The sequence below is a fragment of the Ruegeria sp. H9 genome (assembly GCF_056532915.1).
Map to the genome: position 1 here is coordinate 61,842 of NZ_JBQFNX010000006.1, position 14,240 is coordinate 76,081.

The window sequence follows — 14,240 nt, forward strand, 5'->3', positions numbered from 1 at the left end:
GTTTTGTTGCGCTCAAACCCCAGTTATCAGGCCTCCATGACGCAGCAATACACAATAAACCGCCTTGGACATCAGGGCGACGGAATCGCCGATGGTCCGATCTATGCGCCACGCACTCTGCCGGGTGAAGTGGTCAGCGGTACGTTGCTGGGTCAGTTTCTGAACGATATTCGCGTCGAAACACCCTCGGATCAGCGGGTGAAGGCACCCTGCCGTCATTACAAGGCCTGCGGCGGCTGCCAGTTGCAACATGCGACCGATAATTTTGTCGCCGAGTGGAAAGTTGAGGTGGTGCGCAACGCGTTGGCCGCGCAGGGGCTCGATGCCCCGATGCGGCCCATTTACACTTCGCCTGATCGATCCCGCCGTCGGGCCACCATCGCCGTGCGGCGCACCAAGAAGGGTACGCTGGCCGGGTTTCATGGTCGCGCTTCTGACACGATTACCGAAATCCCGGATTGCCATTTGCTGCACCCAACCTTGATTGCTGCCATCCCGGTGGCCGAAGCCTTGGCGTTGTTGGGTGGAAGTCGGAAAGGTGTGTTGGCCGTAACGCTGACCCTGTCCGAAGGCGGTTTGGATGTTGTGGTCAAGGGCGGCAAACCGCTGGATGGACCGTTGGAACTTGCGCTCGCGCAAGCGACCGAGCATCACGGCCTTGCCCGGCTTAGTTGGGATGATGAGGTTATCGCCATGCGTGTGCCTCCGATCCAACGCTTTGGAACCGCTGGCGTCACCCCACCGCCCGGAGCGTTTTTGCAAGCCACAAAAGACGGAGAACAGGCTCTATTACGGGCTGTTTCCGACGCTACGTCGGGGGCAAAGCGGATTGTCGATCTATTCGCTGGATGCGGGACATTCTCGCTGCCGCTGGCACAGACAGCTGAAGTTCATGCAGTCGAAGGTGAGGCCGAGATGACGAAGGCCTTGGATCAGGGCTGGCGCAAGGCGCAAGGTTTGAAACAGGTCACAGTCGAGGCCCGAGACCTGTTCCGCCGCCCGCTCATGCCCGATGAACTCAAGAAATTCGACGCCGTTGTGCTTGACCCGCCGCGCGCTGGGGCCGAGGCGCAGGTGGCCGAGCTGGCGCAGGCCATGCGCCCGGTGGTTGTTTATGTCTCGTGCAACCCGATCACCTTTGCCCGTGACGCAAAAATGCTGGTTAACGCCGGATATGCCCTTGAATGGGTACAGGTGGTTGACCAATTTCGATGGTCGTCACACACCGAACTTGCCGCTCGGTTCATTTTGAACAAATAACCCTGAGATAAGGACCGCCCGCATGGTGATCGCCCAACGACTGCTGCCCATCATCGAAGCACCGGCTTTCGGGAAATTCATCACCGGTGTGATCCTGTTCAACGCGGTACTGCTGGGGATGGAGACATCGCCCACGCTGATGGACGCAGCGGGTCCACTGATCGTGACGTTGGACAAGCTGTGCCTTACCATATTCGTCATCGAAATCGTCATGAAACTGATCGCCACAGGGCGCCGGTTCTTCACCAGCGGCTGGAATGTGTTTGATTTCGTGATCGTGGGCGTCGCCCTAGTTCCCAGTGCAGGGGCGCTTTCGGTTCTGCGGGCAATGCGTATCCTCCGGGTCCTGCGCGTTATCTCGGTCGCGCCGCGCCTGCGCCGAGTGGTCGAAGGCTTCATCTCAGCCCTGCCGGGCATGGCCAGCGTGTTCCTGCTGATGGCGATCCTGTTTTACATCGGCGCTGTGATCTCAACCAAGCTTTTCTCGAGCACGTTCCCCGATTGGTTCGGTGATCTGGGTCTGTCGGCCTATACGCTGTTCCAGATCATGACGCTGGAAAGCTGGTCCATGGGCATCGTCCGCCCTGTGATGGAGGTGTATCCCTACGCTTGGCTTTTCTTTGTTCCCTTCATCATGGTGACCACCTTTGCGGTGGTGAACTTGCTGGTCGGTCTCATCGTGAACTCGATGCAGGATGCCCACCATGCCGAGGATGAGGTCAAGACCGATGCATATCGTGATGAGGTTCTTGAAAGGCTGGAATCGATTGAACGCCGACTGACGGAACAGTCGAACAGCAAAAAGTGATTTAAGTTTCGCGAAAATCTGACATAATAATTGACAAAAAAGAGCATCAGGCAGTGAAAATAATGGATCGTCGAGCATTCGGAATGGGCGCAATGGCAACGCTGAGCCTTTCAGCGTGTGCCTCAGCCAAACCCAGATTTCTTTCTTATCGCGGGCCCGAGGTGACCTCGATGGTCATCAACAAAGGTGCACGCAAGCTGTATTTGCTCCATAACGAGCAGATTTTGCGGGAGTATGATATCGATCTAGGATTTGCGCCCACCGGCACGAAAAACAAAAAAGGCGATGGCCGTACGCCCGAGGGTACCTATCTGATCGACCGTCGCAATCCGCGCAGCAGGTATCATCTATCGTTGGGTATATCGTATCCCAATTCGGAAGACTTGGCTAAAGCCAAGGCCGCAGGTGTTGATCCGGGCGGCGACATCTTCATTCACGGACAACCCAATCTGCGATCCGAGTTCAAGCGGGCGAAGAAGACCCCGGATTGGACGGCAGGTTGTATTGCGGTCAAGAATGATGAGATCGAAGAGATCTACGCCATGGTGAATGAAGGAACCGTGATTACCCTGCGCCCCTAAGCAAGGTTCAAAGCGGTTTCCAGTCACCAAATCCAAATATTGTATAGTCGCGCTGGTATGCTTCCTTCGCCAGCGCTTCAAGCTGTGCGTCGTAAATCTGATCAAGTGCAAACGGCGCGTCCGGCTTGGCCCTGTTTGGGGTTGGCGGGGCTGTATGCCCAACTTTGTAGGCAAGGTCGGGCAAGGCGGTTTCCATCTCATCCTCGCGCAGGATCAGGTCGGGCATGGTGAAACCGGCCATGCCTTCCAGCGTCTGCGCCTGTCCGCACCATTCCCCATCCACACGGATCGGGGTTTGACCCGCCAGAATACTGCGCAGCATGCCCAAAAAGGCCGCGAACGCCTCGGAATGCTGATCGCGGGTATAATTGCTGAGATCACCCTTGGCAGGCAGCGGGACCTTGTACCGTCGGCTCAGCATATTGCGAATGCTGACATATGCGCCGGGGCCTGTGTGCAGAATACGGTCGCAGAACACAGCGTGCGCGCGCGCCAGCGGATGGCGCAGCACCGTAAATTTGAGGTGACCGGGATGATCCTGCATCCATTGACGGGTCTGTTTTTGATTGCGGCCGGTGATCAGGTCGGCTTGTGACACCCCGTCCAGATCGGCAATCCACTGCACCACTTCAGCCTCGGGGCCGCCGCGCACCGGAAGGTACATCAGCGAAGTTTGCGCAGCACCCACATAGCGCGAAACAGCCGGCCCGCGGTGCGGCTCGTAACTTGGGATATGGTGTAGCTTGAAGCGGTCACGTTGCGACAGGGCCAGCTCCATATCATCCGGATTGGTCACTTTCGACAGGGCAGGCGCTGGGTTTTGACGTTTGAGATGCTGGTTCAGCTCCTTAAGACGTGCGCTGACGCCAAGCCACGCGGCAAGGCCGTTCAGAACGTCCAAATCTGTTAGATCGTCATAGTCGATATAGAACGGTGTTTGCCCGGTGGTCTGCAGATGTTTGAGCACTGTTTGTTGAAATGCTTGCCGCTGGTCGAGCTGTTCGGCGAATTCTTCGGCATCGAAGGTGATCTGAGCCTCCCGCCGTTGCTTGATGTTCACTAACCGCCACTGCTTTGTTTCCAAGGCGATTTTCCACGATATGTAGCTATCCAGAGGGTTGCGCATCAGAATGATTTTGGCGCAGCGCGGATCATCCAGCGCCGGTGGCAGCGCCCGCGCATCGTGGTCGCTGAAAAAGCGAAAGCCGTTCATCTCGCCCGGCGCGTTTCGGATGGCGTCGATCAGCGCCATCGGGTCGCGTTCACGATCTTCCAGGGTAAAGCCTAGAACGCTGTCCAGTTTTGGCAGGCCGACGAAATAGGGGTTAAACGCTTCTCCGTGACACGTGACGCCATCCAGCGTGTTCAGCTGTAATTCAAGCAGGTTCGAACCGGTGCGCATATCGGCCAGAACGATGAAATAATCGAAGCGGCGGGTCATTTTAGGTTACTGCACCAAATAGGGCTTCTTGAACGATTTGGACTGTGCGCCAAACACGTCATTCACAGGGAAATCCCCCATCAGATAGGGATGCATCCCTTGGTTCTTGAGGTTTTGCAGGAACTTTCCGAACCCGGTCAGATCCACCATCGTCGGTGCCTCAGTCAGATGGGTGGGTTTGGGCGCGCCCATGTCTTCCAGAACGGTCTGCAGTTGTTCCATGGGGGATTCCACAAACTCTGCCATCGTCCATATTCGAATGCGCGTCTTTGCGCGGGCGGCATCCAGCAGCTTGAGCTGTTTGCTTTCGATCTGTTGTAGGCGGGCAGCTTCGCACCGGATATCGGCAAAATTCAGGTTCGAACGGAACAATGGAACCGCCCAGGCCCCCGAGATGACCGCAATATGTGCATTCTGGTCTTGCGTCAGGAATTCATTGATTTTCTGAATATCCGTTGGCCCGAATTGAAAGCACTGACGCTCGCCTCGTGTATTCCAGATGAGGTTCGACAGAAAGGCCGAGGGGTTATAGTCGCGTAGCGTGGCGCAATCGCTGAGCGCACCGTTGATGATCGTCTCATCTTCGGCAAATTGCGCCCGTTCGGGACCGAACAGGTGCCCATGCACCCGCCCGCCGATGGCGTTTGTCAGCCAAGGTTCGAAATCCTCGAACAACTCGGTAAAGCCTTGAAACACCGAATAGGGAAAGGCTGTCAGGCTGCGCTCCGTAGCCGCGCGAGGGAAGCGGCTTTGCATATAAAGACCATCACGACCGCGAACGCGCCGCTCGACCGCTTTGGAAAACACCCGGTCGATCTTGCCGGGGTTGGGCTCGGCCGGGGTCAGTGCACCTTCGTGGTCGGTCAGGAAGGTCTGATACAACCGGTTCGCGCTGTGCCAGACTTTGCGCGCCACGAAACAGTCGGACCGGCGCAGCAATTGTAGGTGATCGTCGTAGAACATGTGCGGCCGACCTTGATAGTCGAACTTCGACAGAGTCAGCGATCGGCTTTCGATATGGGTGGAATAGAGCCGTGCCAGTGTCTGAAAATAGCTTTCATCGGGAATCCAGACCTGGCGGAAATAGCGATCATATTCGGCGCGCTTAGGATCCTGAAGAATGGCCGACAAGGTTTGGCGGGTCAGACACCACCACTGGCTGCCCATATGGGGCACCAGACCGTCTGGAATTCTGCGGCGCAGACCGAGGGCGCGTTGCAATCGCACGTAATTGTCAAACAGTTTTCGTTGCCTGCGCCATGAGAAGGGGAACCGCAGGGTGAAACGCTCCAGGTCCAGGCCGCCGATCGTCCAGCTCACGTCGCGCGTGGTGGCGCTTTCGATGAAATCGACACGGGGCCGGTCGGCCAGATAGTCGATCAGATCAGCGACCGGACGCAGCGGCAGACACGCGCCTGAAGACAGATACACATGCCGGACATCTGGAAACCTCTCCAACATCAGCGATGCGGCGGATTGTGATGCGGCGACAATACCCCAGCCGCCCCATTCACAGACATGGCGTTTTGAAAACAGGATCAGCGGTTCATCCGAACAAGCGGCGACAAAATCGGAATAAGCCGGATCGCCGACTTTCTGATCTACATGAATGACCACAGGACAGCCCGAGGCGGCCCAATGGCGTGCCACCTGCTCAACCCGATCCAGCGCAGTGTGCACCAGCATTACGATGCCCAAGCTGCTCATGCCCAGTTCCCCTTGGACATCAGGCCGAGGATCTCAATCTGTCGCCAGTTGATGTATTTCTCGGACCATTTGTTCCAGAAAACCGGATTATCCTCTAACTGCTTGGCATAAGCCTTGTACTCGCCCGACGCAGCATAGTGCTGTCCGCGCAGCAACTCTTCTTTAGCTTTTTCCCCAAGCGTATTGATCAGCTTTGCATGCAGCAGCGCTCCGCTGGTTTTTTCACCGCCCTGCTCTTCATAGACCTGATTGAGCCCGCGCGGCAGCAAGGCGTGGGTTGAGCTGACATAGGCGTAGCGCCGGTGCCATTTCACAAGAGGTATCTTGTTCAGGGCCGGAGCCTTCAGGGGATTGTCCTGAAAGAAAACCCGTGCGCGTGCACCGCCTTGAATCCACAGATTCCCATAGGTCGGGTTGCGGGTAATCATGAAGTTGCCTGAATCGAACCAAGGCGCGACTTCAAAGGGGTTCTGGCCCTCATGATAGGGCGCATCCATGATTCCGGTTTCGGGATACATGTCGATCAGCATGGTGCCGAAACTGCGCACACCAGTATCGTCCAGCCAATCGGTCAGGGCGCGGATCGGGCGGGTATCGCAAAAAGGATAGATAAAGAATTCATCCGGATCGACCGTCAGAACCCAGTGCTTATGCGCATAGCGGCGCAGCAGGTAGTTGGACCAATCCAGACCAAAGGTCGCATTCTTGTAACCTACATCCGTCCACCACAGCGAAACGTCCGGCTGGCTGCTCAGGTATTCGTGGGTGCCGTCATCGCTGTTGTTGTCCACGCACAGGAAGTGATTGATGCCAAGCTTTCGATAGTAGTCTAAGAAATAGGGAAGGCGGATCTTTTCGTTCCGCATCACGCTCATCAACAAGATGTCGTTTTCTTTGATCTTGTTGGTGTTATCTTGCACCGCTTTCAGATCCCGACGCCGACGTAGGCAACGCAGCAGGCGGCGCTTGCGCCGCAATCTCATGCGATAGGAATCCAAAAGGCTCACGCGGCTGCCCAACCTTTTTTGATACGCGCGTCTGCCCGGGGCCGCCTGAGGCCTGAGTGGTGCCGGACATTAACGTTTTATGACATCTCTGCACCTTGTGAGGCAACGGGTTTAAATCCGGTTTACTTCCCCCCTGTGGCAGGAAATCCGCCCGCGTTCATGAGCCCAAGGTCTTGTAACTGTTGCCAATCACCTAGTTTGACCGAGTCAGAAGTCCAAAGATCAGGCCCGCTGATGATCCCGTCATAATAGGCGCCGAACCGATCGGGGTCGTGAAAATGTTGCCGCCTCTGTTTTTCGATCCGCGATTTGTCGACAACCTCGGGCAGGAATTTCGTGTGGAGCAACACGCCCGAGGCGGTCTGCCCACCCGGACCGTCATATTCAAAATTCAGGAACCGGGGCAGCGCGGAATGGCACGAATTCACATAGGCCATATGCCGTGACCACCGGGTCAGAGGGATTTTGTTCAGGGTCGGTGATTTTTGGGGCTGATCTGCAAAAAACACCCGCTCGCGTACGCCTCCCTGAACCCAAAGGTTGCCCATCGGCCTTTGGCGCTGGGCACGATTGGGGCCGGGGTCAAACCAGTTCAGGCAATCGGTTGGATCGGAATGCGGATCATAACTTTGCTTGCCCAGCCGACCTTTGGGATAGAGATCCAGCATCATCGCCCCAAACGTGGTTTGACCGCGCGCGTCCAGCCATGCGGTCAAATCGCGCAGCGTATGGGTGTTGTGATGGGCGTAGATCAGCAACTCATCGGCGTCGACCATCAACGTCCAGTGGTCGTGCCCAAATTTCCACTGCAGCCAAGTCAGCCAATCCAACCCGAACCGAGACGCGCGATAGCTTGCCGTAGTCCGCCACAGCGACACATCCGGCTGTTTAAGCAAATACGGGACCGAGCCGTCATCGCTGCCATTATCCACCATCAGAAAATGATCAACGCCCAGCGTGCGATAATGGTGAAAGAACCACGGCAGACGGCTGATCTCATTCCGCAGCGTGGTAAAGGCCAGAATGGCGCCGGGTGTGATCTTTTGCGTGTTGTCAGTCAACGACTTCAGTTGATGGCGGCTGCGAAAAGATCGCCACAACAGCCGCTTGCGTTTCAGGCGCAGCTTGTAGCGCTGCACCCAGGTAAGCGGCTGATCCTCAAGGTTCACTTGGTATAGCTGCCATTCTGATGCCAACGCCAGGCATCCGTGATCATCGTCTCTAACGTTGATCTTTTTGGTGTCCAGCCCAGCTCTTCCTTGGCTCGGACCGAGCCTGAAACTAGAAGCGTACAATCCCCGGCCCGGCGCGGGCCGATGCTGTAGGGTACCGCGCGGTTGGTGACGGCCTTGGAATGCTCGATGACTTCCATCACCGAAAACCCCGACCCGGTGCCCAGATTGAACACGCGGCTTTCTTTGCCTTGCTCAAGCCATTTCAACCCCAGAACATGTGCATCGACCAGATCACAAACATGTACATAATCGCGGATGCAGGTGCCGTCGGGTGTATCGTAATCGGTGCCGAATACAGTCAAGCCACTCCGCTTGCCGTCGATGGCGTCTAGCATCAGCGGCACCAGATGGGTTTCTGGTTGGTGGAACTCTCCAACTTCGGCATCCGGGTCGGCCCCGGCCACGTTGAAATAGCGGAAGATCACGTGCTTCAGGCCATATGCGGCTTGAAAATCACGTAAGATGTCCTCGATCGCTCGTTTCGAGGCACCATAGGCATTCAATGGCTGCTGCTGAGTGCTCTCGTCCAGCACAACGTTGTCATGTTCGCCATAGGTGGCGCAGGTCGACGAGAACACAAAGTTCAAACATCCCGCATCCACAGCCGCCTGTATCAGTGTCAGCGAACCGGTGACATTGTTCGACCAATATTTTCCGGGCTCAACCATCGCTTCGCCGACCTGACTGAGGGCGGCGAAATGTATCACGGCGGCGGGTTGGTATTTGGCGAACACTTCGTCCAGCCGGGCGCGGTCCAGCAGGTCGCCCTGCTCGAAAGGGCCGAATTTCACCGCGTCCTGCCATCCGGTGACAAGATTGTCATAGGTTACGGGCGTATACCCCGCCCTTGCCAGTGCCTTGCAGGCATGAGAGCCGATATAACCTGCGCCACCTGTAACCAGAATATTTGTCATTCAAGCCCCATAGCGGCCATCATTTCTTCGATCTTGGCCACGTCCTGCGGGTTGTTCAGCTCCCAGAACTGACGACCTTTGGCTTCAACTTCGACACACAGAACCTTGCGGCCGTTTTCCATGAAGCGCAGCTGTTCCAACCCTTCCAGTGTCTCCAGCGGACCGCTGGTCCAGCCCGGATAAGCAGTCAGAGCGTCCGGCCGATAGGCATAAACTCCGACATGGTGGAATACCGGTGTCGGGTCACTGCTGGCATAGGTCTCGGCAGTGAAAGGGATCACTTCTTTCGAGAAGTAAAGCGCGCTGTGGTCATTGCCGAACACCGCTGTAGTGCCCCCGACCCGGCCTTGCTTGCGATCGTTCAGTAATCCGTTCAGTGCGTCCCCGCCACAGCGCAGCACGGGGGTGGCCACACCCGCATCTGGCGCGTTGCGCAGACCCGAGATCAGGTCTTCAACAAACCAATGCGGGGTCAAAGGCGCATCCCCTTGCAGGTTGACGACGATGTCATAACCGCCACCCAGAGCCGAGTGCGCCTCGGCGCAGCGTTCGGTACCGTTGCGGCAGGTGTCTGAAGTCATCACCACCTCGGCACCAAATTCCTCTGAGACTTCGCGGATACGGTCATCGTCGGTTGCCACAACCACGCGATCTACGCCTGACACGGAAATCGCAGCGCGCCAGGATCGTTCGATCAGAGTCATGCTGGTTCCGTTTGCCCCGGTCAGCGGAACCAGAGGTTTGCCTGGATAGCGGGTCGAAGCGTAGCGCGCGGGAATGACAATCAATACTGACATCAGGCTTCCTTCAGCTCAACGCCCGGAGCATAGGCGATGAAAAATGGATTGGCATAGCCGTCTTTGCCATAGGTCAGCGGCGAATGGTCGTCAAAGCGCACCACATGTCCGCCCGCACCGGCCAGAACCGCGTGGCCCGCAGCGGTGTCCCACTCCATGGTGCGGCCAACACGGGGGTAGAGGTCGGCCTCTCCCGTCGCCACCAGACAGAACTTCAGCGACGACCCGGCACTTTTGCTGTCGCGCACCTGATATTTGTTGATGTAGTCCTCGGTCGCCTGATCCCGATGCGACTTGGATGCAACGATCATCAGCGCAGAATTGTTTGGTTTAGAGACTGACATTGGCGTCAACGCGCCCGGCTGATCTTTGTCCAGATCCCCGATTTCTTCAACCGATTGCCCGTCAGCTTGCGTATAGAACATCCGGCCCCGTGCAGGGGCGTAGACCACGCCACGCGTCGGTACGCCGTTTTCGACCAAAGCGATATTTACGGTAAAATCGCCGCGCCGATTTATGAATTCCTTGGTGCCGTCCAGTGGATCAACAATCAGAAAGGTCTCGCCCTTTTCGGAATGCGAAGCTGCCTGTTCCTCGGTCACCAGCAGGATATCTGGAAAAGCCTCGCGCAATCCGGCCGAGATCAAAGCATCCGCCGCCTCGTCCGCCTCGGTTACCGGGCTTGAGTCTGACTTGACCTTGACGTCGAAATCATCCGCTTCATAGATCTGCATGATCTTGTCGCCTGCCTGCAAGGCCAGCCGCCGGATGACGGGAATAAGCGCGTCATAAGTCACAAAAAAGCTCCGTTCCTGTGGTTTGTTGATCAAGGCATCTCACGGACTTATGATGCGATGGATACGGAACAGCAAGAATTTCGTGCCAATTTGCGGCTGACACAGCAGGAAAGAGTATTCGAGTGTTTCACTACAAGCGAAATCAGTCGTTGCTGGGCGGGGTTTTCACCACCGCCGAGCTTATTTTCCATGCGGTGGTCCGCAATATCCGCTCGCAGCATTCAAACGCGGTCATAGCGATCCTGATCAATATTCTGCAAGTCGTTATTGTCGCATCCGCGTTCTACTTTATCCTCTCGCTGATGGGCACCCGGATTGCCAAGATACGGGGAGAGTTCATCCTGTTCCTGTTGTCCGGCGTGTTTCTGTTCCTGACACATATCAAGTCGGTCGGCGCTATAGCGGGCGTCGGGGATGGCAACAATCCCATGACGCTGCATTCGCCCATGACCATGATGGTGATGTTATCTGCTGCTGCTCTTGGCACGTTTTATACGCAGCTCGCCTCGATCCTGGTGATCCTGTTTGTCTACAGCGTTACGGTTTCACCGCTTGAAATTCAGGAACCTGGGGGCGCCTTTGCCATGCTCGCGCTGGCTTGGTTCACGGGGTGTTCGGTGGGCCTTGTGTTCTTGTCACTCAAGCCGTGGTTTCCCAATACGGTTGCCATCCTGACCAATGTCTATCGTCGCATGAATATGGTGTTTTCCGGCAAGATGGTCGTCGGCAACGCACTGGGTGGATTCATGCTGACCATGTTCGCCTGGAACCCATTGTTTCATGTCATTGATCAATGTCGGGGCTTTGTGTTCCGCAATTACTTTCCGCGCAATTCCAGCTGGGAGTATGCGCTGTGGATCGGCATCGTGCTGACTATGATCGGCTTGCTCGCCGAATTCTACACGCGCAAGCAGGTTTCAAAAAGCTGGGACGCCCGCCGTTAGGTCGCAACTCGCAGCGTCAGGTTGATCCTCCCGCCCTTCGGCAGCAGTTTGGATGATCCGAACCGGATGCGATCCACCCCGTGATAGGTCAGCCGTGCCGGGCCACCCATGACCACCACGTCGCCCGAGCCCAGCCAGATCGATTCAGTCTTGCCGCCGCGTGTGGTGTTGCCGATTCGGAACAGCGCGTCATCGCCCAATGAAATCGACAGGACGGGCCACGAGAAATCGGCCTCATCCTTGTCCTGATGCAGGCCCATCTTGGTGCCTTCACCGTAATAGTTGATCAGACAGCAATCGGGCCGGCGATCCGCGCCGGTCAGGTCCTGCCAGATGGTCAAAATCTCATCTGGAATCGCGGGCCATGTCATGCCCTTTGGGTGCGTGTCCTGATACCGATAGCCCGCCCGGTCAGTGACCCATCCCAGCACCCCGGCCGAGGTCATGCGCACTGACATTTCCTTGCCCGAAGGTGTCACGGGCCGATAAAGCGGTGCCACTTTCAGTATCGGCCTAAGCAGGTCAACTAGATGCGACTGCGCCGCCGCATCCAAATAGCCTTTCCGAATATCAAATCCGCGCAATAGCAGCCGCGCCATTCCAGAATCCCCAAACCTTGCCAAAACCTTGCCAAAAAAGGCCACAGATTCCCGAAAACCTGCGTTTCTGAACGCTTGCAGGCCCCTGTTCTCGCCCTTATATACGCCTCGACGCGCGATGGTGTAGTGCTGTCGCGCACATCAATCGGGGGGCAGGATGCCGCAACGGGTCCAACCCTCGGGACATCGCCTTGAATGGAAAGGGATTGAAAATATGGGAAAAGTAATCGGGATTGACCTCGGTACCACCAACTCGTGTGTGGCCATCATGGACGGCTCGCAGCCGAAGGTCATCGAAAACGCTGAAGGGGCGCGGACCACGCCCTCGATCGTCGCTTTTACAGAAGATGAGCGTCTGGTCGGTCAGCCTGCAAAACGTCAGGCGGTCACCAACCCCGACAACACGATCTTTGGCGTCAAGCGTCTGATCGGTCGTCGTGTGGATGATGCAGAAGTCGAAAAAGACAAGAAAATGGTGCCCTACGCCATCGTTGATGGCGGCAATGGCGACGCGTGGGTTGAAGCCCGTGGTGAAAAGTACTCCCCAAGCCAGATCTCGGCCTTCACTCTGGGCAAGATGAAGGAAACCGCAGAAAGCTATCTGGGTGAGGAAGTCACGCAGGCGGTTATCACCGTTCCGGCATACTTCAACGACGCACAGCGTCAGGCCACCAAAGACGCCGGTAAAATCGCCGGTCTGGAAGTGCTGCGGATCATCAACGAACCGACAGCTGCCGCACTGGCCTATGGTCTGGACAAAGAAGAAACCCAAACCATCGCGGTTTATGACCTTGGTGGTGGTACTTTCGACGTAACCATTCTGGAAATCGACGACGGCCTGTTCGAGGTGAAGTCGACCAACGGTGACACCTTCCTGGGTGGTGAAGACTTTGACATGCGCATCGTCAACTACCTGGCGGATGAGTTCAAAAAGGAACACGGTGTCGATCTGTCTGCCGACAAGATGGCCCTGCAGCGTCTGAAAGAAGCTGCTGAAAAAGCCAAGATCGAGCTGTCCTCGACCTCGCAGACCGAAATCAACCAGCCGTTCATCTCGATGGGCTCGAACGGTCAACCGCTGCACATGGTCATGAAACTGACCCGTGCCAAGCTGGAATCGCTGGTTGGCGACCTGATCAAGAAGTCGATGAAGCCTTGCCAGGCTGCCCTGAAAGACGCAGGCCTGTCGGCTGGCGACGTGGATGAGGTTGTTCTGGTTGGTGGTATGACCCGGATGCCGAAAGTGATCGAAGAGGTCACCAAGTTCTTCGGTAAGGAGCCGCACAAGGGTGTGAACCCGGACGAAGTTGTTGCTATGGGTGCCGCCATTCAGGCCGGTGTTCTGCAGGGCGACGTCAAAGACGTGGTTCTGCTGGACGTGACCCCGCTGTCGCTGGGCATCGAAACGTTGGGTGGCGTGTTCACCCGCCTGATCGACCGCAACACCACGATCCCGACCAAGAAGTCTCAGGTCTTCTCGACCGCCGAGGACAACCAGAACGCCGTGACCATCCGCTGTTTCCAGGGTGAGCGCGAAATGGCTGCGGACAACAAGATCCTGGGTCAGTTCAATCTGGAAGAGATCCCGCCCGCACCGCGCGGCATGCCTCAGATCGAGGTGACTTTTGACATCGACGCCAACGGCATTGTCTCGGTTTCGGCCAAGGACAAAGGCACTGGCAAAGAGCAGAAGATCACCATTCAGGCCTCGGGCGGTCTGTCGGACGAAGATATCGACAAGATGGTCAAGGATGCCGAGGAAAACGCCGAGGCAGACAAGGCCCGCAAAGAGCTGGTCGAAGCCAAGAACCAGGCCGAAAGCCTTGTCCACGCGACCGAGAAATCGATCGAGGAACATGGCGACAAGGTCGACCCGTCGACCGTAGAAGCGATCGAGCTGGCCGTTGCTGCGCTCAAGGATGAGCTGGAAACGGACAATGCCGACAAGATCAAGTCGGGCATCCAGAACGTGACCGAAGCGGCCATGAAACTGGGTGAGGCGATCTATAAGGCACAGGCGGAAGAGGGCGAAGATGAGCCCGCAGCCGCAGATGCCGCGCCGGGTGACGATGACATTGTCGACGCCGAGTTCGAAGATCTGGACGACGACAAGCGTAACTAACGGGTAACCGGGCCAATTTGGGCCGGTC

13 protein-coding genes are annotated in these 14,240 nt (G+C 56.7%); 5 read left to right on the forward strand and 8 right to left on the reverse strand.

All coding sequences use genetic code 11. The features are described from left to right. The first annotated feature begins 36 nt into the window (after positions 1 to 36). The 3 genes from ACR0CZ_RS19110 (at position 37) to ACR0CZ_RS19120 (ending at position 2,649) form a co-directional block, all read left to right on the forward strand. A complete protein-coding gene (locus ACR0CZ_RS19110; RefSeq protein ID WP_170399342.1) occupies positions 37 to 1,260 on the forward strand; it encodes a class I SAM-dependent RNA methyltransferase in 1,224 nt (407 codons plus the stop codon). Between the two features lie 22 nt (positions 1,261 to 1,282). Then, complete coding sequence (locus ACR0CZ_RS19115; protein ID WP_170466720.1) at positions 1,283 to 2,068, forward strand: ion transporter; 786 nt, start codon at positions 1,283 to 1,285, stop codon at positions 2,066 to 2,068. 62 nt (positions 2,069 to 2,130) lie between these two features. Next, a complete protein-coding gene (locus ACR0CZ_RS19120) occupies positions 2,131 to 2,649 on the forward strand; it encodes a L,D-transpeptidase family protein (protein ID WP_170399336.1) in 519 nt (172 codons plus the stop codon). A 7-nt stretch (positions 2,650 to 2,656) separates the two neighbouring features. On the opposite strand, the gene ACR0CZ_RS19125 is transcribed toward ACR0CZ_RS19120, so the two are convergent. From ACR0CZ_RS19125 to cysQ, 7 genes are all read right to left on the reverse strand, one after another. Then, positions 2,657 to 4,090, reverse strand: a complete 1,434-nt coding sequence (locus tag ACR0CZ_RS19125) for a sulfotransferase family protein (RefSeq protein WP_170466718.1) — start codon at positions 4,088 to 4,090, stop codon at positions 2,657 to 2,659. A 6-nt stretch (positions 4,091 to 4,096) separates the two neighbouring features. After that, on the reverse strand, positions 4,097 to 5,797 hold the full coding sequence (locus ACR0CZ_RS19130) for a DUF5927 domain-containing protein (RefSeq protein ID WP_170399329.1): 1,701 nt from the start codon (positions 5,795 to 5,797) through the stop codon (positions 4,097 to 4,099). Beyond that, the gene (locus tag ACR0CZ_RS19135; RefSeq protein WP_170399507.1) at positions 5,794 to 6,780 is read right to left on the reverse strand and encodes a glycosyltransferase family 2 protein; all 987 of its coding nucleotides are present in this window, start codon (positions 6,778 to 6,780) and stop codon (positions 5,794 to 5,796) included. Before ACR0CZ_RS19135 ends, ACR0CZ_RS19130 begins: the two co-directional genes overlap by 4 nt. A 146-nt stretch (positions 6,781 to 6,926) precedes the next feature. Further along, on the reverse strand, positions 6,927 to 7,973 hold the full coding sequence (locus ACR0CZ_RS19140; protein ID WP_480537237.1) for a glycosyltransferase family 2 protein: 1,047 nt from the start codon (positions 7,971 to 7,973) through the stop codon (positions 6,927 to 6,929). Continuing rightward, a complete protein-coding gene (gene galE / locus ACR0CZ_RS19145; RefSeq protein ID WP_170466715.1) occupies positions 7,970 to 8,953 on the reverse strand; it encodes a UDP-glucose 4-epimerase GalE in 984 nt (327 codons plus the stop codon). Before galE ends, ACR0CZ_RS19140 begins: the two co-directional genes overlap by 4 nt. Further along, the gene (locus ACR0CZ_RS19150; RefSeq protein WP_170399320.1) at positions 8,950 to 9,750 is read right to left on the reverse strand and encodes a 3-deoxy-manno-octulosonate cytidylyltransferase family protein; all 801 of its coding nucleotides are present in this window, start codon (positions 9,748 to 9,750) and stop codon (positions 8,950 to 8,952) included. The genes galE and ACR0CZ_RS19150 overlap by 4 nt, the downstream gene beginning before the upstream one ends. Next, a complete protein-coding gene (gene cysQ, locus ACR0CZ_RS19155; RefSeq protein ID WP_170399504.1) occupies positions 9,750 to 10,547 on the reverse strand; it encodes a 3'(2'),5'-bisphosphate nucleotidase CysQ in 798 nt (265 codons plus the stop codon). The genes ACR0CZ_RS19150 and cysQ overlap by 1 nt, the downstream gene beginning before the upstream one ends. Positions 10,548 to 10,669: 122 nt before the next feature. Here cysQ and ACR0CZ_RS19160 point away from each other — a divergent pair, with 122 nt between their 5' ends. Next, complete coding sequence (locus ACR0CZ_RS19160; RefSeq protein WP_170399317.1) at positions 10,670 to 11,491, forward strand: ABC-2 transporter permease; 822 nt, start codon at positions 10,670 to 10,672, stop codon at positions 11,489 to 11,491. On the opposite strand, the gene ACR0CZ_RS19165 is transcribed toward ACR0CZ_RS19160, so the two are convergent. Further along, complete coding sequence (locus tag ACR0CZ_RS19165) at positions 11,488 to 12,090, reverse strand: alpha-ketoglutarate-dependent dioxygenase AlkB (RefSeq protein ID WP_170399314.1); 603 nt, start codon at positions 12,088 to 12,090, stop codon at positions 11,488 to 11,490. The two genes, ACR0CZ_RS19160 and ACR0CZ_RS19165, sit on opposite strands and share 4 nt — an antisense overlap. Positions 12,091 to 12,304: 214 nt before the next feature. Between ACR0CZ_RS19165 and dnaK the strand changes: the two genes are divergently transcribed. Further along, a complete protein-coding gene (dnaK, locus tag ACR0CZ_RS19170) occupies positions 12,305 to 14,212 on the forward strand; it encodes a molecular chaperone DnaK (protein WP_170399312.1) in 1,908 nt (635 codons plus the stop codon). The last annotated feature ends 28 nt before the right edge of the window (positions 14,213 to 14,240 follow it).